21 protein-coding genes are annotated in these 23,005 nt (G+C 64.3%); 6 read left to right on the top strand and 15 right to left on the bottom strand.

All coding sequences use genetic code 11. The annotated features are described in order from the left end of the window. Positions 1–28: 28 nt before the first annotated feature. Positions 29–1,369 carry a phosphoglucosamine mutase gene (gene glmM / locus HRU71_04720; GenBank protein ID QOJ02833.1) on the bottom strand — a complete coding sequence of 447 codons (1,341 nt, stop codon included), beginning with the start codon at positions 1,367–1,369 and terminating at the stop codon, positions 29–31. 422 nt (positions 1,370–1,791) lie between these two features. Here glmM and HRU71_04715 point away from each other — a divergent pair, with 422 nt between their 5' ends. Continuing rightward, entirely contained in the window at positions 1,792–4,026 is a 2,235-nt protein-coding gene (locus HRU71_04715) for an ABC transporter ATP-binding protein (protein QOJ02832.1), read from the top strand. Between the two features lie 83 nt (positions 4,027–4,109). Here HRU71_04715 and HRU71_04710 read toward each other — a convergent pair whose 3' ends face one another. The 4 genes from HRU71_04710 to HRU71_04695 form a co-directional block, all read right to left on the bottom strand. After that, positions 4,110–5,720, bottom strand: coding sequence for a SpoIIE family protein phosphatase (locus tag HRU71_04710; protein QOJ02831.1), 1,611 nt, complete (start codon positions 5,718–5,720; stop codon positions 4,110–4,112). 294 nt (positions 5,721–6,014) lie between these two features. Continuing rightward, a complete protein-coding gene (locus tag HRU71_04705; protein QOJ02830.1) occupies positions 6,015–6,818 on the bottom strand; it encodes an ABC-2 family transporter protein in 804 nt (267 codons plus the stop codon). Then, a complete protein-coding gene (locus HRU71_04700; protein ID QOJ02829.1) occupies positions 6,815–7,624 on the bottom strand; it encodes an ABC-2 family transporter protein in 810 nt (269 codons plus the stop codon). Before HRU71_04700 ends, HRU71_04705 begins: the two co-directional genes overlap by 4 nt. Then, on the bottom strand, positions 7,621–8,676 hold the full coding sequence (locus HRU71_04695) for an ATP-binding cassette domain-containing protein (GenBank protein QOJ02828.1): 1,056 nt from the start codon (positions 8,674–8,676) through the stop codon (positions 7,621–7,623). Before HRU71_04695 ends, HRU71_04700 begins: the two co-directional genes overlap by 4 nt. Before the next feature lie 125 nt (positions 8,677–8,801). On the opposite strand from HRU71_04695, the gene HRU71_04690 reads away from it, so the two are divergent. Further along, the gene (locus HRU71_04690; GenBank protein ID QOJ02827.1) at positions 8,802–9,587 is read left to right on the top strand and encodes an SAM-dependent chlorinase/fluorinase; all 786 of its coding nucleotides are present in this window, start codon (positions 8,802–8,804) and stop codon (positions 9,585–9,587) included. A gap of 169 nt (positions 9,588–9,756) precedes the next feature. On the opposite strand, the gene HRU71_04685 is transcribed toward HRU71_04690, so the two are convergent. Both HRU71_04685 and HRU71_04680 read right to left on the bottom strand, forming a co-directional pair. Next, a complete protein-coding gene (locus tag HRU71_04685) occupies positions 9,757–10,368 on the bottom strand; it encodes a superoxide dismutase (protein ID QOJ02826.1) in 612 nt (203 codons plus the stop codon). A 201-nt stretch (positions 10,369–10,569) separates the two neighbouring features. Then, a complete protein-coding gene (locus HRU71_04680) occupies positions 10,570–10,830 on the bottom strand; it encodes a hypothetical protein (protein ID QOJ02825.1) in 261 nt (86 codons plus the stop codon). 92 nt (positions 10,831–10,922) lie between these two features. Between HRU71_04680 and HRU71_04675 the strand changes: the two genes are divergently transcribed. Then, positions 10,923–11,735, top strand: coding sequence for a hypothetical protein (locus HRU71_04675; protein ID QOJ02824.1), 813 nt, complete (start codon positions 10,923–10,925; stop codon positions 11,733–11,735). A 140-nt stretch (positions 11,736–11,875) separates the two neighbouring features. Next, positions 11,876–13,153, top strand: coding sequence for a hypothetical protein (locus HRU71_04670; GenBank protein ID QOJ02823.1), 1,278 nt, complete (start codon positions 11,876–11,878; stop codon positions 13,151–13,153). A gap of 24 nt (positions 13,154–13,177) precedes the next feature. On the opposite strand, the gene HRU71_04665 is transcribed toward HRU71_04670, so the two are convergent. Beyond that, positions 13,178–13,483 (bottom strand): tetratricopeptide repeat protein, encoded by a 306-nt coding sequence (locus HRU71_04665; GenBank protein ID QOJ02822.1) that lies wholly within the window; start codon positions 13,481–13,483, stop codon positions 13,178–13,180. Positions 13,484–13,537: 54 nt separating this feature from the next. Beyond that, positions 13,538–14,068 carry an ATP-dependent protease subunit HslV gene (gene hslV / locus HRU71_04660; protein ID QOJ04920.1) on the bottom strand — a complete coding sequence of 177 codons (531 nt, stop codon included), beginning with the start codon at positions 14,066–14,068 and terminating at the stop codon, positions 13,538–13,540. A 144-nt stretch (positions 14,069–14,212) separates the two neighbouring features. On the opposite strand from hslV, the gene HRU71_04655 reads away from it, so the two are divergent. Further along, positions 14,213–14,731 carry a hypothetical protein gene (locus tag HRU71_04655; GenBank protein QOJ02821.1) on the top strand — a complete coding sequence of 173 codons (519 nt, stop codon included), beginning with the start codon at positions 14,213–14,215 and terminating at the stop codon, positions 14,729–14,731. A gap of 132 nt (positions 14,732–14,863) precedes the next feature. Here the strand turns inward: HRU71_04655 and HRU71_04650 are convergent, their stop codons facing one another. The 6 genes from HRU71_04650 to HRU71_04625 all read right to left on the bottom strand — a co-directional run bounded on the left by HRU71_04650 (position 14,864) and on the right by HRU71_04625 (position 21,968). Continuing rightward, complete coding sequence (locus tag HRU71_04650) at positions 14,864–15,136, bottom strand: DUF167 domain-containing protein (GenBank protein ID QOJ04919.1); 273 nt, start codon at positions 15,134–15,136, stop codon at positions 14,864–14,866. A 154-nt stretch (positions 15,137–15,290) separates the two neighbouring features. Next, positions 15,291–16,826 carry a DUF2723 domain-containing protein gene (locus HRU71_04645; protein QOJ02820.1) on the bottom strand — a complete coding sequence of 512 codons (1,536 nt, stop codon included), beginning with the start codon at positions 16,824–16,826 and terminating at the stop codon, positions 15,291–15,293. A gap of 1 nt (position 16,827) precedes the next feature. After that, positions 16,828–17,073 (bottom strand): acyl carrier protein, encoded by a 246-nt coding sequence (locus HRU71_04640; protein ID QOJ02819.1) that lies wholly within the window; start codon positions 17,071–17,073, stop codon positions 16,828–16,830. Continuing rightward, positions 17,070–18,977: an HAD-IIIC family phosphatase gene (locus tag HRU71_04635; GenBank protein QOJ02818.1), complete on the bottom strand. Its 1,908-nt coding sequence runs from the start codon at positions 18,975–18,977 to the stop codon at positions 17,070–17,072. Before HRU71_04635 ends, HRU71_04640 begins: the two co-directional genes overlap by 4 nt. Then, positions 18,967–20,943 carry a hypothetical protein gene (locus HRU71_04630; GenBank protein QOJ02817.1) on the bottom strand — a complete coding sequence of 659 codons (1,977 nt, stop codon included), beginning with the start codon at positions 20,941–20,943 and terminating at the stop codon, positions 18,967–18,969. The genes HRU71_04635 and HRU71_04630 overlap by 11 nt, the downstream gene beginning before the upstream one ends. Further along, a complete protein-coding gene (locus HRU71_04625) occupies positions 20,940–21,968 on the bottom strand; it encodes a DUF3473 domain-containing protein (protein QOJ02816.1) in 1,029 nt (342 codons plus the stop codon). The genes HRU71_04630 and HRU71_04625 overlap by 4 nt, the downstream gene beginning before the upstream one ends. 377 nt (positions 21,969–22,345) lie before the next feature. On the opposite strand from HRU71_04625, the gene HRU71_04620 reads away from it, so the two are divergent. Next, positions 22,346–22,996 carry a YdcF family protein gene (locus HRU71_04620; GenBank protein QOJ02815.1) on the top strand — a complete coding sequence of 217 codons (651 nt, stop codon included), beginning with the start codon at positions 22,346–22,348 and terminating at the stop codon, positions 22,994–22,996. Positions 22,997–23,005 lie beyond the last annotated feature (9 nt).

Here is a 23,005-nt window from a genome sequence, read left to right as displayed (position 1 = left end):
CGGTTTCCTGTCTAACACGATGCGTGGCTCACCGGAGCGCCATCACGCGCCGTGCCAGTTCGTTCGCCGTGGCTTCGTCGGACGCTTCGGCGATGACGCGGGCGATCGGTTCGGTGTTGCTGGGTCGAACATGCACCCAGCCCTGCGGCCAGTCGATGCGCACGCCGTCGCACGTATCGACCCGGGCGTCGTTCGCCGCCGCGCTGCGCACGCGCTCCAGCCACGGAGCGATCTGCGCGGCGGGCATCTCCAGTTTCCTCTTGACCATCACATAGCGCGGCATGGCATCAACAATGGACGACAGCCGCTGGCCGGTGCGCGCGAGCAGATTCAGCACCAGCCCCATTCCGGTGAAGCTGTCACGCACGGCGACGACGCGCGGGTCTATCACGCCGCCGTTGCCTTCCCCGCCGATGACGCATTGTTTGTCCAGGACCGCGCTGGCGACGTTGGCCTCGCCGACGGCCGTGCGATGCACGATCGCGCCGCCGCCGGCTTGCGCCGCGAGATCGTCGATCATGCGCGAGGTGGACAGGTTGGCCGCCGCGGGGCCTGGCCGCATTGAGAAGACTTCCTTCGCCGCGAGCGCGAAGGTGTATTCCTCGCCGATATAGCGACTTTTGTCGTCAACCACCGCCAGCCGGTCGGCGTCCGGATCCTGCGCGAAACCGAGGTCGGCCCCGGCCTGCTTCACCGCATCGCACAGGCCGGTCAAGTTCTCGGCCGTCGGCTCGGGTGTGTGGGCAAAGCGGCCAGTCGGTTCGGCGTTCAGGTGCGTGACCTTGCAGCCGAGCGCTTCCAGCAGTCGACGACCGCCTTCGCCGCCGGCGCCGTTGACGCTGTCCAGGACGACATGATACTGGCACGAGCGGATCGCATCGACGTTGAGAAGCGTCAGGATTTTTGCCACGTGCCGTTCATTCGTCGACCCGTCGCGCTCCATTCGGCCGCAGCCGGTCGCATCACGCAGGGCGAAGTCCTTTGCGTGATAGCGGTCATAGACGCGCTGGGCGTCGGCGGCGGGCAGGGCGTGGCCGCGCTGGCAGAGGAGCTTGATGCCGTTCCATTCAATGGGATTGTGGCTGGCGGTGATGACGACGCCGGCGACGGCGCCCAGCTCGCCGATCATCAGGGCGGCGCTGGGAGTGGTGACGACGCCGAGATCGATGACGGTGCAGCCCGACGCGAGCAAGCCAGCTGCGACGGCCGCGCGGATCATCTCGCCGCTGGGCCGCGAATCGCGCGCCAGTACGACGCGCCCGCCGCCGAGATCGGCGCCGAAGGCACACGCCAACTCGGTCGCCAGCGTCGGCGTCATCGTCCGGCCGACGATGCCGCGTACACCTGAAACGCTCATCATGAGGGTCATGGGGGATTGGTAAGCGGTTGGTTGTCAGTGGTTCGTGGTTGGTTTCAGCGCGCCTCGATTCCGTGGTTGTCGGCAAGAAGTGGGCTGCCCAAGGTTCGTCGCCCGACAACCGTATCCAGCCTGTAGGCCGGATGCATTGTAGGCTCTTGGCGTGCAGCGTCCATTGCGCGAACGCAACGCTGGTCCACCGTGTCCCCCGGCTTGAGGCGCTTTTCAACGCGATCTCATGCCATTCCGCACGGTGTGATTCTGACCTACAATGGTCCTGCTGACGAGTTTGCACGAACCTGCAAGCCCGAGGATGGTTCAGTAAACTGCGGCGCATACGGAAACGTCGATCGCGGCCGGCAACCCATGTTCGCAGGCGACTGACCACTGGCCACGAACGATTGACCGCGTACTTCTTCGGAGCCCCCTGCACGATGGCACTGGCCGGACCTTCTGCGACGAGAGCGGCGACCGCTGGCCAGGGGACTGCCCAGCGGTTGCTCCGAATCTGGCGATACGCCTGGTCGCAGAAGCGCTACCTCGTTCCGGGGTGTCTGTGCGTTGTGATCGTCGCGGCGACCTACTCCATCAACATAATGGCGTTGCTGCCGACGATTCATCTGATCGCCGGTCAGCAGGGCGTGCCGTCGTGGATTCACCAGGGCATCGCCGAGCGCCGGCTCAACGCGGTGTTTGATGTTGACGCCGCCGCCGGCGAGGTGCGCGTGGCGAAACGGTCCTCCAACGCGCTGCTGCCGCCAACGATCAAGCGAAATTTCGTGCTCACGCAGATCGACGGTGCCGCCCTGAAACCGGGCGAGTTGTTTCGTGTGCTGGCGTATCTGGAAGACGGGCACGAAGTCGCCCTGACCTTTCTCGATCGGGACCAGCAGCTGGTGCCGATTCGTGTTACGCCCGAGCCGCTGAAGTTTTCGGATTGGTGGTTGCGGCGGGGGGCGGCGCTGCTGCCGCAAGGCTCGTCCGCGGAAGATCGTCTTGACACGCTGAAGATCATCGTCGTGATCGTCGTGCTGATTTCCGTGGTCGGCGGTGTGTCACGCTTCTTCGCGGAGTATCTCATCGCGCTGACGGCGGCCTGCGTCGTGCTGATGTTGCGCAAGCGGATGTATTATCGCGTGCTGCGTCTGCCGGTATCGAAGTTCGCGACGCACGGCGTGAGCGATCTGGTCAGCCGGTTCGTGCAGGACAGCCAGGACATCTATCGCGGGCTGAATTTCCTCTTCGCCAAGAGCCTGCGCGAGCCGCTCAAGGCGATCTTCGTGTTCTGCGTCGCGCTGGTCATCGATTGGCGGCTGACACTGATCACCGCGGTCGCCGCGCCCGTCGGCGGGTACCTCATCCGCCGTCTCGGCAAGATGATCCGCAAGGCCAACAAGCGGCTGCTGGAGAATTACGGCCGCATGCTGTCGGCCCTTCAGGGGACGCTGACGGGCATCCGCGTCGTGAAGGGCTACACGATGGAGACGTTCGAGCGGCAGCGGCTTCACCAGCTCGACAAGCAGATGCTTCGCCAGCAGATGAAGATCGAGCGGATCGACGCGCTCTCCAGCCCGCTGTTTGAGTTCGTCGGGCAGATCGTGGCGGCGCTGGCGATTCTTTACTTCGCCAACCAGATGCTCAACGGGCTGATGGAGTTTTCCAAGTTCGCCACGCTGGCGGCCTGCATGGCGGGCATGTTCGATCCTGTTCGCAAAATGTCTTCATTCTACAACCGTTTCCAGACGGCCAACGCCGCGATGGATCGCGTGTTCGAGATCATCGACATGCCCGACGAGGTGACGCCGGGGCCGGCCCGGCCGATTCCCGCGCCGCCGTTCAGCGATCGCATCGAGTTTCGCGACGTGACGTACACCTACCCCGGCGCGACGTCGCCCGCGCTGAACGCCGTTAACCTGACGATTCGACGGGGCGAGCGGGTGGCGTTTGTCGGGCCGAACGGCTCGGGCAAGACGACGCTGCTAAGCCTGCTCATGCGGTTCTTCGAGCAGCAGGAAGGCGTGATTCTGATCGACGGGCGTGATCTGCGCGATTTGTCCATCGCGTCCTTGCGCCGTCAGATGAGCCTGCTGACGCAGGATACGGTGATTTTCGCCGATACGATCGGCAACAACATCGCCTATGGAGACGGGCGTCTGCTTCGCAAGCTGATCCTGCGTCAGCGCCATCCCGAACGCCGGTACGATCTCGCCGGGCAGGAGGAACGAATCGTCGCCGCGGCCAAAGCGGCCTACGCCGACGAGTTCATCCGAGAGAAACCGCAGGGCTACGATACCTACGTCGGCGAGCACGGCGTCACGCTCTCCGGCGGGCAGAAGCAGCGCATCGCCATCGCCCGCGCCATCCTGCGCAACGCACCGATCTTCATCTTTGACGAAGCGACCAGCCAGGTCGATTCCGAAAGCGAGCAGAAGATTCACGACGCCGTTGAGCGCTTTCTCGAAGGGCGCACCGCGCTCATCATTGCCCACCGCTTTTCGACCATTCTTCAGGCCGATCGGATCGTCGTCATGGATCGCGGGCGCATCGTGGACAGCGGCCGGCACGAAGAACTGATCCGCCGCTGCCGATTGTATCAATCGCTCTACGGCACGCAGATCATCGAAGATGCCCCGGTGACCGACGTTCCGGCGACCGCCCCGACTGCGTAAGCAGGGTTCCCGTCATCGGGATCAATCCCCGTTCGACGCGCCGGCGAGCGGGCACCCCGGTGCGCGAGCACGGCGCGCGTCCTTCACCCCAGCCGCTTCGCCAGCAGCACCGTCACGTCGTCCGGGCAGCTTCCGCCGTTCACGTAGTCCGTCAGTTCGCTCGCGAACTCACTAAGCACCTGCCCCGGCGCGTTGCCCGCACAGTCCTCAATGATCTCCTGCAAACCGGTCCGTCCCAGCGCCGCGCCGTCCTGATTCTTTGCCAGGCTTACGCCGTCCGTCGCCAGCAGCAGCGACTGCTGCGGCTCGAGCATGAACTTCTCCACCTCGTAAGCACTGCCGCGCTGCCGACCAATTGGTTCGCCATGCGAGAGCCCGATCCAAGTCACGCTGCCGTCGTCGTCGAGTCGACCGACGAACGCGCCGGGACCGGCCGCGCAGAACTGCACCAGCCCGGTGGCCGGCGCGATCCACGCACAGGCCACGTCGATGCAATACTTCTCTTCCCCATCGTGCACGAGCCAGTTCAGAGCGCGGCAGAGGATGTTGGGCGGCTCACTGTGCAGGGCGGCGATGCGAAACGCGCTGCGCACCTCGGTCAGGAAGCGCGGCACGCTCAAACCGCTCATTCCGACGCGCGCCACCAGAAGCGCGGCGGTTTTGTCCGGCAGTTGCACGACGTCCCACAGATCGCAGCAGCGCGCCGTGCCCATGTGGCGATAGGCCGCAACGTGCAGCTCGGGCCAGCGAGGCAGGGCTTTGGGCGTGAGCAGGTCCTGCGTCACGCGCGTGAGCGTGCTTTCCACGCTGGCAGCGGTCTGGCGACGGGCCATCGTACGGCGAATGGCGTTCTCCAGCGGAATGGCCACGCACGACGCCGTCGCGATCAGCCCGTGCAGGTGGGACTCGCCAAACGGCAAGTCCCCTGCGTCGTTCTCGACGTAAAGCATGCCGATCGTGCCCGAGGCCGATGCGAGCGGCGCGGCCATCGCCGAGCGGATGCCGTGCTGCGGGGCGTCGGGGCAGCAGAGGGAATGGCCGTTTTTCAAGACACGAGTCTGCATTCCGGCGGAGAAGGCCGGCCGATCACAGACTTGCCCACCGGCGGCGAGGCCGCTCATCCACTGGAACTCGCGCTGATCGGGCGCGCGGACGCCGATCCAAGCGCGGCGACCGGAGAAATCACGCAGCACGGCCCGCAGGATGGGCGTGAGCATGTCCTTGACGGTTTCCATGCCGGAGAGGCGCAGGGCGAGAATCGCCATCTGCTCGATCTGCTCGCGCGGCAGGGTAAGGGGGTGTTCGCCACGATAGACGATTGTAGATAAAGGCAGTCCTTCGCCGTGCTGCTTCGTGATGGCCAGCATGCGCTGGCGAAGCATCTCCTCGCGCGACGCCTCGGACTCCATCATCAGGCGGATGCACCAGTTCCCCACGGCAATTTCATCAGCATGGCGCAGCTTGGCGCGGCCCTTCTGCACCGCCCGGTTGAGGCTGGTCGGCAAGCCGCCGCTGTCCAGCACGTCGAGCCACCACGCGCCGTCTTCATCCTGCGACAGCGCCACCTGCCGCGGGCTGATCCGCGCATCGGGAAGATGCACCTGGCAGTCGGCGCTGGAGCCGATGTAAACCTCGCCGGGGCCGGCTTTGAGCGTCCGGCGAAGCTGGCTGTTTTCGAGAATCAGCAGTCGCATGGGAATCGCTCCCGACGGGCCGCGACCGACATTCTAACCGGAACGATTCGCCTTGCACGAACCGCGTCTGTTCCGGGGCATCGTATCACCCCGACAATCGTCGGGCAAAGTGGTCGATAGCATGTACCAGCCGATTACAGATACTGAATCGAATCATCGTGATCCCACCCTCGCTGCGCGAGGATGGGGCACCCAAGCCGGCGTCTCTCCAAACCGTGAGAATCCACAATATTCAACACAGGCGAGACGCCTGTGTCACCGTATTGAAACCGGTACTACGATTGAGTGCCCGCCCTAGGCCGAGGCGCCGCTGTAGCGCCGCAGGCCGAAACGCCAGAACCATCCCGACGCGACGAAGGCGGCGGCGGCGAGGAGGGCGGCGATGATCGGCATGGCAGCCGGGAGCTTGTCGTCGTCGCCGGTAAGGGCGGCAGCGGGGAACATGATGATGAAAGCGATCGGGAGGATGTAGGTCAGGGTCCACTGCACGCCGGGGGGGTAGATGGTGATTGGGAAACGGCCGGCCTCGAAGACGTTCCAGAAGATCATCTCGATGTTCTGAATGCGCACGAACCAGAAGCAGAGCGTGGCGAGTGCGAGCCAGATGGAATACACGATGACGAATCCGGCGGCGAGCATGGCGCAGAAGATGAGCGCTTCGCGCAGTGGGATGACGCCGGTGAGCTTGATGGCGCCAAAGAGCGCGATGCTCAAGCCGAGGAAGACATCCACCGCGCGCCAGACGACGAACTCCCGGATGCTGACGAGGAACTGGGCGTTGACGGGGCGCATGAGCACGAAATCGAGCGTGCCGTCCATGATCTCTTCGAGCACGCGGCGCATGTTGGGGACGATGGACATGCGGATGCCGCCGGCAATCATGCGATAGACGCCCATGAGGACGAGCATGTGCTGCCAGCGCCAGCCGCCGATGGATTGCGTGTTGTGGAAGATGGTCCAGACGACGAGCAGCTCGGAGACGAGGTGCATGAGCGACACCCCGATGCGGACGTACATGTCGAACCGATAGGCGGACAGGTTCTGGACGCTGACCTGAATGAACAGACGGACGAGATGGATCGCGCGTCGCAGGTTCATCCGCTCACCGCCGTATAGCGTTTCACCGCGGCGACCCAGGCCATTCGGAACGCCGCAATCAACCCGGTCAGCCATGCTGCCTGAATCGCCACGCCGGCCAGTGCGCCGTTGAGCGTCGGCACCTTGCCGATCAGCAGTTCGGCGGGAAAGGCGAACATCCATCGAAACGGCAGCCACGTCGCGACGGCGAAGATCACCGGCGGCAGCGCCGCCAGCGGGCTGAACCGACCGCCGAGGAACATGCCGAGACCGAAATAGATTTCACCCGCGGCGTCGAGCTTGGGCGACCAGAAGGCGATCAGGGCGATCAGGTAGCCCAGCATGAAGTTGATGGCGCAGCCCAGCGCGACGGCGACGGCGCCCAGCGCGAGGTGCCATGTTTGTGACTCAAATCCGGGTTTCACCCACCATGCGAAGAAGCACCACATTGGCACGAGAAAGGGCAGCGTCGTGATCTTGTACGACAGGTTCGCGGCGATGGCCTGCCAGATCGGAAGGATCGGCCGAAGGAGCTGCCCGCTCATCCGCCCGGAGCGCACCTGGTAACCCATGTCGTATGCGTCCCACGCGGTGGCGAAGTGACCGATCATCATGACGACGAGGTAGTAGGCGGCGAGTTGGCTCTGTGAGAATCCGGCGACCACGCCGCCGGGCCGGCTCTCGGCGGCGGCGGACCACATGGAGTAGAGCACGGCGGGATTGACGAGTCCCCAGACGGCCCAGAGGAAGATTTCGCCGCGATACTGGAGCATCGTGGCACAATGTACTTTGAGAAAGGCCCAGAGGGTTTGCAGGATGCGCGTCATGGGCGGGAGGGTTCCGATGGATTTTCGATTGCTTGCGCAATCGGCTCTTTGGAATCGGCTGCTTGCGCGGGCGAATCTTTGGATTGGCCGAACGCGCGGGCAATGACGTCCTCAATCGGCGGATCTTCAATCGTCACGTCCAGCACCGGCAGATCGGTGAGCAGGCGGCTGGTCAGTTCGGCGGCGCGCTCCTTGGGCACTTTCACGATTGCCTTGCGGGATTCGAGGGAGAGCACCTCGCCGACGGCGGCGAAGTCGTAGCCGTTCGCGTCGCGCTCGAGGTCGATCTTGATGACTTTGTAGGGGGCCATTTTTCGAGAGAGGTCCGCCAGCGCGCCGTCGAAAAGAATGCGCCCGTGGTCAATGACGATGATGCGCTTGCACAGGGCGGCGACGTCGGCCATGTAATGGCTCGTGAGGATGATCGTCGCGCCGTGACGGCGGTTGTAATTTCGAATGAACTCGCGAATCCTCGCCTGCATGGTGATGTCCACGCCGATCGTCGGCTCGTCGAGAAAGAGAACCGACGGCCGATGCAGCAGCGAGACGCAGATTTCGCATTTCATGCGCTCGCCGAGCGAGAGCGTGCGCACCTGCTTCTTGAGGATCGGCGTGAGGTCCAGCAGCTCGATCAGTTCATCGAGCGTGGCTTTGTATTGAGCCGGGTCCAGACCGTAGATCGCCTGATGGACGAGGAAGGAATCCATCGCGGGGAGATCCCATTGCATCTGGGAGCGCTGGCCCATGAGCATGCTGATTCGACGGAGGTAGTCGGTCTTGCGTTCCCACGGCGTGAAACCCAGCACGCGGGCCTCGCCGTCAGTGGGGTGGAGCAGGCCGGAGAGCATCTTGAGCGTTGTGGTCTTGCCCGCGCCGTTGGGGCCGAGGAAACCGACGATTTCGCCTGGTTCCACCGAGAAGCTGACGGCATCGACGGCGCGGACCTGCTTGTACGTGCGGCGGAAGAAGCTTCGCATCGCCGCCTGGAATCCCCCCTCCCGCTCGGGCACGCGAAAGGTCTTGCCGAGTTGCCGCACGTCGATTTGCGCCATGGTGTCGCCGGAAAGTGTAGCGTGCGTCGAGCCGCCGCGTCCAATCGTCCGGGCCGTGGACGAAACCGTCGCGCCGTGGCACGATGCCCGCTTGTTGACTGAAAGCGACGGTTCGCGGAATTGCCATGGCGCTGATCACGCTGACGACGGACTTTGGACAGGCCGACCACTACGTCGCCTGCATGAAGGGCGTCCTGTTTCAGATTGAGCCGCGCGCGCAGATCGTGGACGTGACGCACGCCATCGGGCCGCACGATGTCGTGCATGGGGCGTTTGTGCTGCGGCAGGTCGTGGAGCATTTCCCGGCCGGCACGATTCACGTCGCGGTGGTGGACCCCGGCGTCGGCACGACGCGGCGAATGATCGCGGCGCGGTACGAAGGGCACGTGATTCTTGCGCCCGACAACGGGCTGGTGTCGCTGGTGCAGCGCGATTTCGTGTTGGAAGAATTGCGGTCGATTGAGAACACGCGGTTGTTTCGACCCGAAGTGAGCACGACCTTTCACGGGCGGGACATCCTTGCGCCGGTGGCGGGGAACCTGGCGCGCGGTCTGTCGCTGGATGCCGTCGGTCCGGCGATTGACCAGTTGGAGATTTTGAATCTGGAGAAGGCGGCGCCGCTGGCCGGCGGGGGGATCGAGGGGCAGGTGCTGTACGTCGACCGATTCGGCAACCTCATTTCCAACATCAGCGCGGAGGAATTGAGTGTCGCGTTCACGACATTCGACGGGCTGAATGTGCACGTGGGACCGCTGCGCGTCGGTCCGCTGCGCGGGACCTATGGCGATGTCGCACCGGGTGAGATCGTTGCCCTGATCGGCTCGACGGGCATGTTGGAAGTGGCCATCAATCAGGGCAACGCGGCGGAACAACTCCGCGCCGGACCGGGGACGGTGGTGGTGGTGCGATAGATGCATTGGTGCGTCGAGGACGCACCCTACGCTGCAGACTACATGCTGTTCCAAAACCCCCTCTCCCTCCAGGGAGAGGGCTGGGGTGAGGGAGGCACGTGTTCCTTGAGATGCTTTTCCCCCTCACCCGACCTCTCCCCCAAGGGAGAGAGGAGATTTGAAACAGGCTTTACTTTTTCGCGGCCTTGTACAGTTCGTCCACCTTGCGCCAGTTGACCGTGTTCCACCAGGCGGCGATGTAATCGGGCCGGCGGTTCTGGTAGTTCAGGTAGTACGCGTGCTCCCACACGTCGATGCCCAGCAGCGGCGTGTGGCCGGTCATGTAGGGCGAATCCTGATTGGCGGTGCTGAAGACTTCGAGCTTGCCGTCCTTGATGGCGAGCCAGGCCCAGCCGCTGCCGAAGCGCGTCGCGCCGGCGGTGGAGACTTTTTCCTTGAAGGCGTCGAAGCTGCCGAAGGTGCTGTTGATCGCCGCGCCGATCTCGCCCGACGGCGTGCCGCCGCAGTTGGGACCCATGATGTTCCAGAACAGCGTGTGATTGGCGTGCCCGCCGCCGTTGTTGATGACGGCCTGTCGCACGGCCTCGGGCACCTGGGTGATGTTTCGCAAAATGTCTTCAATCGGCTTGGCGGCGAGGTCGGCGTGGGCCTCCAGCGCCTTGTTCAGGTTCGTGACGTAGGCGTTGTGATGCTTGCCGTGGTGAATCTCCATTGTCTTCGCGTCGATGTGCGGGGCGAGTGCGTCAAACGGGTAGGGCAGCGGGGCAAGCGAAAATGCCATGGGTCAACTCCTTCCGGATCAGGGGGTCGATCTCGTGGGTTCAATTGAGTAACGGTGACAACGAGGAAATCTAGCAGCGGTGACGTGGCTGGTCAAGGTTCTTGAGTCTGCGACCCAGCGGGACTGGTTGCCCGGTGCCACGGCTTAAAGCGGTGGCTCACCGTCAGAAGTGCCGATGTGACATGGAGCGAATTTCAATCGCTAAGCGCCGCGCTGGCGGTCGAGGTCCTCGCGCACTTCGGGCGGGAGGTAGTGCCGGTCGATTCCGGGATGCGAGGCGAGCGCCGAAAGCGTGCGCTCGTAGCGCGTTTCCAGATCGGCCGCCGTGTCGAGAAACAGCACGGCCTGCCCCTTGATCCTGCATAACCCGCCGCCCTCGCCGCCGAGCGATTCGCGCCGGATGGACAGGCCGAGTTGCTCGGCCAAGGTCAGCAGTGCGTCAAGCCGGTCGTGCAGGTCCATCTTGGTCGGCGATTCTCGCGGGAATGGCGCAGGGGTCAAGGAGACGCGGTCGTTCCGGTCGATAAGACACGCATGGAAAGGATCCTGTTCAGATGAGTGACGCCGAACGCCCCGAGCCTCTGGCGCTCTCGTCCCCGGCTGATCTGCCGCGTGTGCTGGCGGAGCTGGAGCACAAGCTGGCACTGCTGGACCGCCAGGTTGGCAGCCTTCAGCGACTGGCGTCGCTCGGCACAATGTCGGCCATGCTGGCGCACGAGTTCAACAATCTGCTCACGCCGCTGGTGAGTTACTCGCAGTATGCCCTGTCGCGCAACAAGCCCGACGAGCTTCGCGCAGCGGTCGAGCGCACCCTGCGCTCGGCGCAGCGGATGGGCGGGTTGTGCGGCCGGATCATGGGCATGGCATCCGGCTCACCGGATGAATTGACACCTGTCAATGTCGAGCAGGCGGCCCGCGAGGCGGTGGAGTGCCTCGGGCGCGAGCTGTCGCGCGACGGCATCGCGCTGTCGATCGAAGCGCCGGCCGGATTGGCCGTCCGCGCTGCGTCGGGCGCGCTGCAGCAGGTGTTGTTCAACATCATTCTCAACGCGCGGCAGGCGATGCTGGAGACGGGCGGGCGGCTGATGATCCGCGGTCGGCGCGAGGGCGACCGCGTGGCCGTGGAAGTGACCGACACCGGCCCGGGCATCGCGCACGAACACATCAGCCACATCTTCGAGCCGTTCTTTACGACGAAGGGCGGCCCCGATTCAGATCCGTCCGCCGGCGGCCGCACCGACAAGGGCGGCCTGGGCCTCGGGCTGCACGTCTGCAAGCGTCTGATGGAAGACATGGGCGGCAGAATTGAGGTCGCCAGCGCCCCGGGCCAGGGCACGACGTTTATGCTGAACTTACCGGCGGCGTGAGTGACGCGAATGCATTCCAAGGCCGCCCGATAAGCACAAAAGTCCTCATAACAGCACCTGCATTGGATGCGGTCCGGCGGTCGACTTGGCGGTGAATGCGGGCATAGAATCAGCATCTCCCCCCCAAGAGAGGTTGTTCCATGCCTTGCGCGCCCGTTGGTTTTCTGCGGGGACTGCTGCTTTGTTTGATCGGTCAATCCATGGCGGGCGGGTTGCCGCTGCCGGCGCGGGCCGAAATCGACGCGTGGTACGAGGTGACCAGCGCGACCGGCGCGGGCACGGGCGTGGCAAGCGTGGAGCAGGGCGCCGCGGGCCAGCGGCTGACGATTCGCGTTGAAGACACGACCGAGCCGATTCTGGTCACGGTCCAGCTCAAAGTGGTAGTGCCGGTTGAGGACGCATTCTTTGCATACTCAATGGACCTGATCGCGCCGGACGCGGCGAACGTTGCGGCCAACTCGCTGACCTTTCTCTCCCCCTTTGATATTGAGTTTCCGCCGACCTTGGCTGCGGGGCCGGGCAAGCTGATTGAGAATGCGACGGAAATGACCCTTAGCGGGGAATTGACCGGCAAGGCGACGCTCTTTGAGTTTGAGCTGGAGATCACGCCGCCGATTAATGAAGACATTCTCATCTATTCCGGCATCGGCCCGGCCGAGTGGGCGGCGTGGGACGATCTTCCGCCGATTATCCGGTTTGCGGATGCCGATCCATTGATGGGCAACAGTGGCTGGCCGATTGAGTCGAACACGCCCAGCATCGTCATCACGCGGGGCGGAGGCGGCGAGCCGGTCGATTGCAACAACAACCAGACACCGGACGAGGACGAGATCGCCGCCGACGCGGCATTCGACTGCAACACCAACGGCGTACTCGATTCCTGCGAGATCACCGGGAACGCCGCCTTGGATTGCAACGGCAACGGCATCCTCGATTCGTGCGAGATCGTTGCGAACCCCATACTGGACTGCAACGCCAATGACACGCTTGATGCCTGCGAAATCGCCAGCGGGTCGGCCGCCGACTGCAATGGCAACAACGTGCCCGACCATTGCGACATCATGAGTGGCGCGAGCGCCGATGCCAATACGAACGGTACACCCGACGAATGCGAGCCGGCGCCGCCGTTGCCGATTCCGCCGGCGATCGACGGCAGCCAGGCCGGCAACAACGAACAATCCAATGGTCCGCGCAAACTCGTGGATCGCACGTGCCTGCGAAACGTGCTGCGCGTGATCTTCGGCATTCCGCAGGAGGGGGGCACGACGACGCCGCTGGCCGCGCTCACGTTGTACGGGCTGAACTTCTACGGCGTTCCGCTGGCGGCGGCGCAGGCGGTGTGGGAGCTGGTCTCGCTGCCGGTGCGGACGGCGCTGTTTGAAATCACCTACGCGATTCTCGATTTCTGGCTGCCGTAGCGGTGCGGCCGGCGGCGATCAACGCTACAGCGTCGCGAGGAGTTCCGACATTTCGCCGGCCGCGTGCGTCTCGCCGCATGCGTTGGCCTGTGCGATGCCCTTTTGCAGCGTTTCCTTGGCGCGGTCGATTTCGCCCAGATTGACATACGTGCGGCCCTTTTGGAAATAGGCGGCAATATAATTAGGATCATTGGCGATCGTGCGGTCGAACTGGGCGAGGCTCTCCTCGAATCGCCCGGCCTTGGCCAGCTCCATCGCGAGGCCGAAGTTCAGGAACGCATCGTTCGGTTCTTTTTCCAGGAGGGCTTGCAGCTTTTCCAGTCGTGACACGTGGGGCGACTCCTTCACTGGGGATCGATTCGTTGCGGCTTTGCGCTGCGCCGCTTACAGCGACTCCACCGTGATATGTTGATTCGAATAAATGTTAATCTCGCCGGCAATCGTCAGCCCAGCCTCGACGATCTGCGCGGCCGGTAGCGCCGTGTGCGCCACGAGCGCCCGGGCCGCCGCCAGCGCGCAGGTGGATCCGCTGCCGATTGCGAGGATCCCATCGGACGGCTCGATGACATCGCCGTTGCCGCCGATGATCAGGCTGCATTCGCGATCCGCCACGGCGAGCAGGCTCTCCAGCCGGCGCAGGGCGCGATCGGTGCGCCAATCCTTGGCCAGCTCAATCGCCGCGCGCTTCGTGTTGCCTTTGAACTGTTCGAGCTTGCCTTCGAATCGCTCGATTAGCGCGAAGGCATCGGCTGCCGCGCCGGCGAACCCCGCCAACACGCTGTCCTTGTGCAGCCGCCGGACTTTCACCGCGTCGGACTTGAGAATGCTGTCGCCCAGCGTGACCTGGCCATCGCCGCCCATCGCGACGCGGCCGTCGCGCCGCACACTTAAGATCGTCGTCGATCGGATGCGCATCGGGTCGGCTGCTGCGGCCGGTCGGCGTTGATTCTGTGGTTCGGAACGGAAATGCGTGAGGCGTGACATAGTGAATCCTTGTGAACGTTCGCGGGTATCATATCGCGGATGGTCCATCGTGACCGCGCGATCGAGGAAAGGGCTATGGCATCCAACGGAAACCGCCGCGTTTCGGGACTGTTGACGTGTGGAATGCTGCTTACGTCGCTGGTGACGGGGCCGGTCGGCTGCGAGCAGGGCAGTCGCGCGACCAGCGCGCCCTCCACGGCGAAGTCCGTTGAACCGTCTCCACCGCCGCAAGCTGCATCGGGCGATGGGACCGCCGTACCGCAGGTGCCGCCCGCGACGAAGGTCGAACCACCCAAACCGCCTTCTCCGCCGAAACGGCCGAAGGATTCGTGGGTGGTCTTCCGCACGGCGTTCGACGATGCGGCCGACGCGACGATCGAGGCAAAGTGGACCGGTGCGAATCGCATCGAGGTGCTCACGCATAACGTATCGCGCGTGACGCTGGATCTGACGAAGTTGCCCGAGGGCGCGCCACAAAAGGGGCCGTGGAATCTGCAAATCGATGAGCAGGGGATTCAGATCACCGGCGCGCGGGGGAAGGTGCTGGACCTGGTGCGAAGCACGGGAGGTGTGTGGAAGGTGGATAAGAAGTAAACGCCGAAACGCCAGACCAAAAAGCCGATTGCGCAAGCAATCGATGCACTCATTTCCACGGCGGCTTGTTTGCCGCCGTATTTCCCCACTTGTTCGTCCAGGCGATTCTTCGACTCCCGCTCGGAGCCTGGATCAGGGCGAAGCAAGCGCGCCGATGACTGCTGCAAGTGACATCCCTCGCACGAGAAATGATTTTCGCGGTGAGGCCGCTCCGGCGATGAGCGTAACATCCGATCGCGGGCATTGAAGTGTTTGGGCGAGCAGCGCGATCACGGCCTCGTTGGCTTTGCCCTTTTCCGGCGGCGCAGCGATCTGGATCTTCAGACAATCACCCAGCGGCCCGACGATGCGGCTGCGTGATGCACCGGGCACAACCTTGACGCATATTTCGACGCCGCCCGGCATGGTCCGGCAGCAGCGTGCAATGGGGTCAGGATGAGTCGAGGCCATTGGTTTGCCGTCCTTTGCCGGCCGGAGTGCCCGCGTGGGCGACGCCCGGTACACGTTCGATGCGATCGTATCCGTGCGAGCCTGAACCGATGCGAGTACCCTGGATGGGTCAAGGTCCGTCCAGCGCTTCAAGCATGAACAATTCGCCCTCGCGCCGCCAACGCGCTTCGTGCAGAAAGGTCTCCGCTCGATCGCGGTATGCCGGAACAAGTACAACGGCTTGACCGGCGGTCTTGGCCGATCGGATCAGGTTTCGCAGGAAAGTCTGACGAGCCGGCGTGGGCGTTGCGATGTCCACCAGTCGGACGTGCTTCGGCCATCTTCCGATTAGGTGATCGTATTGCAGGCTAAAGCCGATCATCGGGTCGACAAAAAGGATAACGCCGTTTTGCCCGGCCAAGTCCAGGGCAGCGCGATTCAGGCGTACCGTGTGATCGTCGCCGATGCCCCAGGGCACGAGCAGCGAGCGATAGCCATCGCGAAACGGCTTTCCTTGAAGCATCGCGTCGAGTGTGTGGCGTGAAGAGAGAACCTTCGCCGTTGCCCAATACCAAGCCGGTGTGACCAGAATCAGGACCAGGCCGAAAGCCGGCGCCCGCGCGCGCAGTCTTGGCGTGAGGTTTGCCAGTCCCAGGCCCGCGAGGGCGGCCACGATGCAATAGACAGGGATGAAAAACGTATATTGATCGGCAATCGCGTATCGAATCACGAACAGGCCATAGACGAGTAACTCCACGGCGAGGAATCGGACGAAGTAGGCCAGGGCGCGCCGTTCGGCCGGATCGGCAGACGAAGCGGTCGCGCGGCCGGTGAAGAATACGGCGGCGGCGAGGGGGAGCGTCAGATTCGGAAAGTTGTATAAGACGAACCCGCCGGCTCGTGTCATCATTGAGACACTAACGCGCGTGTTGAGAACCTGCTCGCGGAACTCTCCGAAGAACGCGGACCGCAGCGCGGTGGCGACGTCGCCTGTTTGCGCCACCCGCGCGCCGATGATCGCCAGATAGGGCATCGCGCCAAGCGTCCACCAGCACGCGGCGGCCGTCCAGGTTCGCCGCGCGTCGCGTCGGCCGGCGGTGGCGAAATACAGGATCGCGGCGTTGATCGGCAGGGCCAGCGTCGCCAGGACGTGATTGGCGAAACCCAAACCGTTGAAACAAGCCATGGCCATCAGGGAGTCGGTGCGTCTTGTGCGCACATAGCGTGCCAGGCAGAGCCATTCGGCGGTGAGCAGGGCGGCGAAGAGGGTGTACGACTCGGTGTGGGTGGCAAGCTGCCAGAACGTGTGCGCCACCGCCAGGGAAGCGGCGGAGATCAGCGCGGCGCCGCCCGATCCGGTTAGTAATAAGACAAGCGTAGCAATATTGGCGACCGCGACCGCCGCGGCGACGGCGCTGACGAGCGTGATGGCGTACGCCGGCTCCAGGAACGGCAGGAACGCGACCGCGGCTCGGCCGAGAAAATGGTGCAGCGGATGAACCAGCGCCAGTCCGAGCGGGTGATGAAGTTGATGCGTGAGAATGCGTACCTGCTGCCAGCCGGAGTCCTGCCATTGCGGGTAGGGCGAAGCGGTGAAGGCGAACAGCAGCATCGCCGCGCCAAACGCGCCGCACCAGGCTCGGCGGGCGTCGGAGGAGCGCCGCATATCAGACCTCGACGCCGTGTTCGCGCAGCAGCGCCTTCAGGCCGCGGACCGATTGGTGGCTGGCCATGCTGCCGGTCGGAAGCATGATGCTGAATTCCTGCTCGAGCGCGGAAACGATGTTGATGTGATTGAGCGAATCCCAGGTATCGACCTTGTCATTGGTCAGGGCATCGGTGATTTCGGCCGGCTCAATTCCCAGCACGGCTGCGACGACGCGCTGAAACCGGGTCAGGTTCGATTCGCTCATGCCTTTGCTCCCGCGGATGGGGTCGGCGTGCCGGTCGAACCGCATGGCTCCCGCGCAATCGTCATCCAGTCGGGTGTAGTTGTATCGGCCGATGCCAGCGGAAGGCTCCAGCGGATCGCGCCGTCGGCTTCGCCGGTGCGGATGAAACCGCACGACTCGTAAAACGTGGCGAACGGCTGGTTCTTCGCCGTGGGCACGAATCGCGCCGCGAGCGTCGCGGCGCCTGCCTCGCGGGCCTGCGCCGCCAGCCATCGCACGAACGACTGCTCAACGGTTCGACCCAGGATGCGGCAGCTCATCAGCAGCATGTCCAGCGTCCATTCGGTCGGGGCGCGCCGAAGGACGGCCAAGCCGATGATGCCGCTGTCGCCGAAGCGATCGGCCAATGCCGCCGTGACGACGTGATGATCCGGGGAGGCCATCCAGCGCCGGACGTCGTCCTCCGAGCAGCGGATGGTGTTCATGTTGAACTGGTTGGTGCGCGCGGCAAGCTGCGCCGCGCGCGCCGCATGCATCGGCTGATCGACCGCGATGGTCAGCGTCATCTGAAGTTGCCGGTAAAACGTCGGCAGATCGACCGCCACCAATTGCAGCTCGCGCCGCTGCGATTCGGCGCGATAGAGTTCCCCGCGCCGCCGATCTTCCTCCGAAAGCGTCCATTGATCGAAGCAGTCCAGGGCATCGATCACGCCGGGGTAAGAGGCCGGCTCGGCGGGCAGCGCGATCGCCGTCACCTGCGGGAGCGTTGCGCGCACCAGTTCGCACTCGACGGGGCTGTCGTCAAGAAAGACGAAACTGTCCAGGCCGAGGTTCAGCTCGGCGGCGATGGCCTGAAGGTTCGCGGGCTTCGGATCCCAGTTGATGCGCAGGGCGGCGAAATGCTCGCGTCGCAGCACCATGTTCGGGTGGCGGTCCAGGACGTCCAGCACGGACGCCGGCTCGTTCTTGCTGCACAGGGCCAGGACGACGCCGCGCCGGTGCAGATCGAGCACGCGCTGCTGAAACGCGACGTAGGCATTGCCGGGATAATCCGGCCCCAGGGCGATGCCTTCGAGTCCGACGTCGCCCACGACGCCCCCCCAGAGCGTGTTGTCTGCATCCAGACATAATACTTTTTTTGACAGGCCCAGCAGCGGACGCAACTGCGCGATGTAAAACCCCGCCAGGGTCCAGTAGTGCGCCGGCGCCACGGGAATTCTCGCCAAGTAGGCCGTGCGCGGGTCGGTCCATCCGTCGCGGCCGACCCGAGCGATCAGCGCGTCGTAGTCCATGACGTAGGCGTCCGGCAAGCGGGCAATCGCTTCGCGAAGCCGTTCATTCGCGCGGCGAATCAAGTCCGCTTGCGAAAAGGGGGCCGCGGCGTCGGCAATGCCCAGTGCCGGCCGCACGGGGAGTTCCCAGTTGTGTGCAAGCAGACGCGCCGAATTGCGCGAGCGGAAGGCCGCCAATGCGGAAACAAGGCGTGTGATGGAATCGTCGACGAGCGCGTCGGCGTCGCGCGACGAGAGGCTGTTGAATGCGTGGTAAAGGGCCGGGGCGCTGTCCATCAGCCGCGCGGCGACGAAGACCGTGTCCGGCTTGAAACGATACAGATCCGAGGCGGGGTCGAGGAGTTGCTGGTCCACTTGGCCGAACGGCGCGAAGAACAAGTCGGCGTTGATTCCGGCGCGAAGCGCTTGGAGGTCGATCGCGGCGCGGAGTACGTCCAGCGTGAAGGTGCCAACGAGCGCGATTTTCTGACGCACCGGCGCGATCACCGCGCGCTGGGGTTGAAGCTCGCGCAGCGCGGCGGCCACTTGTGCGATGCTCGGCGCGCGACCAAGCCGATCAAACAGGCTCGCGGCGGCGACGCGCGGATCGCCATCGGATTGTGGGCCGGGGCGTGCGGACGATTCAGCGGGCAAGATCGGAACCCCCCAACGAATCGAACGACGGCGTTTCCGTCGAGCGCGGCGTGGGCTTCGCGCCCGTCGCAGGGGCTTCGCCGTTTCCGTTCAAATGCGGGCTGCGCCGGCGCGGGCGTCGCCAGCCGATCTGGCGGCCGCGCGGCACGGCGCCGATGTTGGCGAATGGCGGAACATCCTGGGTCACTTCGCAATTCGCGTGGACGATCGCGCCATAGCCGATCTTCACGCCGGGCATGATGCGCGTCATCATGCCGACAAAGGCGAAATCATCAATGAGAATCGGCGCTTCGTACACGTATTGCTGATCGTGCGGGGCCATGTGCGACATGCTGATGAGCTGGCCGGGATCCTGGGGTCGCTCGATGACGCCGGTGGCGCTGTACAGGTGCGCGTTGGCCATGATGCCGACAAAATCACGGATTTCGACGCCACCGCGTCCGGCGATGTGGACACCGGGTCCGAGGTGGACGTGATCGCCGACGACGATGTAGCCGTGTTGCCGGTGGCGGCGTTCGCCGGCGGCGAGTCGCACATTGGTGTCGATGTGAGCGTGGGAGCCGATGCAGACGTTGGCCGGCCCCCAGATTTCCACGCCCTGGTCGATGATGGTATCGACCCCGAGCCGCTTGAGCCGGGCCTTCCAGTAACAGCTTCGCAGGAAGAAGCCGGCGGCGTTACGGGTGAAGGTGCGCGCGGCGATTTCGACAAACCAATTGAGGATTGGCACCCACGCCAGTCCCATGATGACGATCTGCATGATCGCCATGAGCGAGCGCACGATGACGCCGACGGTGAGCCACGGCGCGGTGCGGCGGACGCGCTGCGGTTCGGCGATGCATCCCTGAAGCGTCGCCAGAACGAAGTCGAGTGAGTAGACCAGGAACGTATCGCGGCGCGGCACTTTGGGTGGGACGTACCACGATCGCGCGATCTGGGCGATGTCCTGCCTGGCATTCGGCGGTGCGGAAGCGTCGCCCTCGGCAAGGCTGGAGCGCAGATCGGCTGGCGTGCAGAGCCGAGCGCGGCGTTGAAAGTTATCGGCAACGGCCTGCGGGGCGCGATCGCGGCAGAATCGTGCCATTTCAATGACACGATTCACGTCCTGCTGCGTGGTGAACTGCAATCGGCGGTGCTTGAAGTCCCAGACCTGCTGCCGCGTGGGATGGCGGTAATAGGTTCGCCTGGTGAGGTTTTGCGGCGTCGCGCGGTCCTCATGCAGGTCTCCGTCGTAATAGCGGCACAGCACGGGCGAGACCAGCTCCATCTGCCGAATGAGCAGGCCGGTGACCGACGTGATGCCCTGCGCGTCGAATCGCTCCTGGCAGATGATCGGCCCGGCGTCCAGCTTCGAGTGAATGACGTGCATGGTGATGCCGGCGACCGTCTCACGGTGATGCACGTACCAGTAATACGGCGACAGGCCGGCGTACTCGGGCAGCAGGGCGTAGTGAATGTTCAGCGCGACGCGCGAGGGCACCTCGATCAGCGCGTCGGAGAACCGGCTTGTTGCGCTGAAACTCAACAGCACGCTCGGCTCATAGGATCGAATGCGCCGAATCACGTCGGCGTCGTTGACGTTGTCGGCGTAAATGATGTCCGTCGGCAACCGGTAAAGCCGGATCAGTTGCGGGATGGTTGTCGGAAGCCCGCGCGCCGCCAGCCGCGACGGAAGAAAGCGATTCGTGTTCAGCTTGAAATAGGTGTAGCTGAACCCGCTTCGGAGGTACATCTTCCACAAGCCGGTCAGGTTCGATTTGGTCGAGGGCAGCTTCGTCGTGATGACGACGGCCTTGAGGTGATGCCCGTGGTGGTACAGCCAATCACCCAGCGACAGCATGGAAAGCAAGTTGCCGTTGGTGATCAGCACGGTGCTCAAGCGCGGATCGGCGCGGCGCGTTTGACCGTCGGCGCCGGTTGCCGGCAGGAGGTCCGCGCGAGAATCGTCGCCGGCGTGTGTGATCACGGGACTCGCTCCGCAACAGGATGGGCCACGGATCGAGCGGGAGCCGACCCCGCCGGATTCGTCGCGGAATTGTCGCATGAGGCGCCGGGCGCGACAAGCGCGCCGACCTCATCACTGCCAAGCACGCGATGGATGACTTCGCCAAGCGGCGCGAAGGAGAATTGTTTAAGCAGGGCGACGATCTTGCGCTCCACGGTTTGCCGATTGCGTCGCTGCAACCAGTGAAACAGGCGCGCACGCCGCGCGGCGGCCGGCGCGAGGTGCCGCGTGTCCAGCGGCGGCAGCGGCAATTCGATTTCGTACGGATGCGTGTAAAGAATGGCCGGGCGCACCGCGCCGACGCGGCGCATGGCCCATCTCGTGACCGCGGCGGGAAAGTGTCGAAGGTAGCCGCCGCCGCAGACCGGCATCGCGCGGCCCAGAACCGTGACGGTTGAGAGCGGCGCTTCGATGATCGTCCGGCCCGACGGCAACGTCAGGCGATGGATGTCGAAGCGAAACCCCGGCCAGCCGTACCGCCGCCCGCGGATCGGAAAAATACTGCTGTCATATTCAAAGCCGACCTCCGTCAGCACCTCCAGCGCCCACTGCGTCGCCGGCATGATGGAAAAGGCCGGCGCGCGATGCCCGAGCACCGGCTGCCCCGTCAGGTCTTGCAGCCGCTTCCGCGCCGGCTCGACCTCCGCACGGAAACTCTCCGGCGTCAGCTTGAACACCTGCCGGTGATAATACCCGTGCACGCCGATCTCGTGCCCTGCGCCGGCCATCCGCCGCACCAGCTCGGGGAACGTCTCGGCCACCTCGCCCAGCACGAACATCGTCGCGCGCACGCCGTGATCCGCGAAATGTTGAAGCAATCGTTCGGTGTTGCGCACCACCGCTTCGGTTGGCGGCCCGTCACGGCCGAGCCAGTCCCGCGCAATGACGTTGTGATAGTCCTCGACGTCGATCGTGAGCGCGTGAATCGGTCCCGCGGTTGCGGCTTGGTTGCCGGGGCTGCGATGATGGGTGTTCACGTCGATCATGGTCGTTCGGCTCTGGAGCGGCTGGCGGTGCTGAAGCGTCGCTCGGCATCACGGAGCGAAATCTCCGTTCAATTATCGGATTGTAGCAACAACCACGAACGAATCGCCACGGGATCATGCTCTTCGGGCGATCGTCGCGACCGCTTGACGCGTAGAACATACTCGGACAGCCGCGGAACGGCGCTGCCGCCGATCCCGGTGTACCTGCTTACGGATTGCCCACATCGATCGTTCGCCTCGGCGCGCCCGCAGGTTGGCGGCAGGTCCCTTTCGGCTACGATTCGCAGCCGAACGATTCGCGGACGTGCGAGAAAGTGCCCATGCAACCGAACCCATCGAGAACACCGCCCGCCGATCCAAAGGTAGCACGAGATCACTTGGCGATGCCGACGGCGTCGCAGGGGATGGGCCAGGCCAAGGGCAAATCGCCGCGCCGTTCGCGCCGGCGGCGCGTGCTGTATTGGGGCGTGCGCCTGCTGGCGGCGCTGGGGTTTTTCTTCGCGGTGCTGCTTTTCACGCCGCTGCTGGATGTGACTTACCTCAAGTTCGACCGCCAGGGCGAACTGGACAAATCCGACTACATCCTCGTGCTGGGCGGCGACCCGTACCGCGTGCTGGAGGCGGCCGAACTGTGGAAAGAGGGCTACGCGCCGACGGTGGTCGTGAGCAATCACGACGAAGCCGCGGAGGAAATGAGACAATTGGCGATCCACTGGGGCGTGCCGCCCGAACGCATCGTCGTGGATCGCCTCTCATGGACGACGGCCGACCACCCGCGTGGGATTCAACAGGCGACAACGCTGGACCCGGCGACGGCGCGGTGCATCGTCGTGACAAACTTCATGCACATGGCGCGGAGCCTGGCCGTGTTTGAGAAGGCGGGCTATCGAAGGCTGATCTTTCGCGAGCCGCGCTGGACGCGCGTGCGGCGCGCGCCGCAGGCGGTCAAGACGCGCCTGCGCGTGCTGCCGGAGGTGATTTATGAATGCGCGGCGTGGGTGGAGTATTGGGCGCGCGGGTGGGTGTGAACGCGCCAT

It is taken from the genome of Planctomycetia bacterium (assembly GCA_015200345.1).
Classification (GTDB): domain Bacteria; phylum Planctomycetota; class Phycisphaerae; order UBA1845; family UTPLA1; genus PLA3.
The sequence above is the reverse complement of the archived record's forward strand: the minus strand, read 5'-3'. Positions and strand labels throughout refer to the sequence as shown.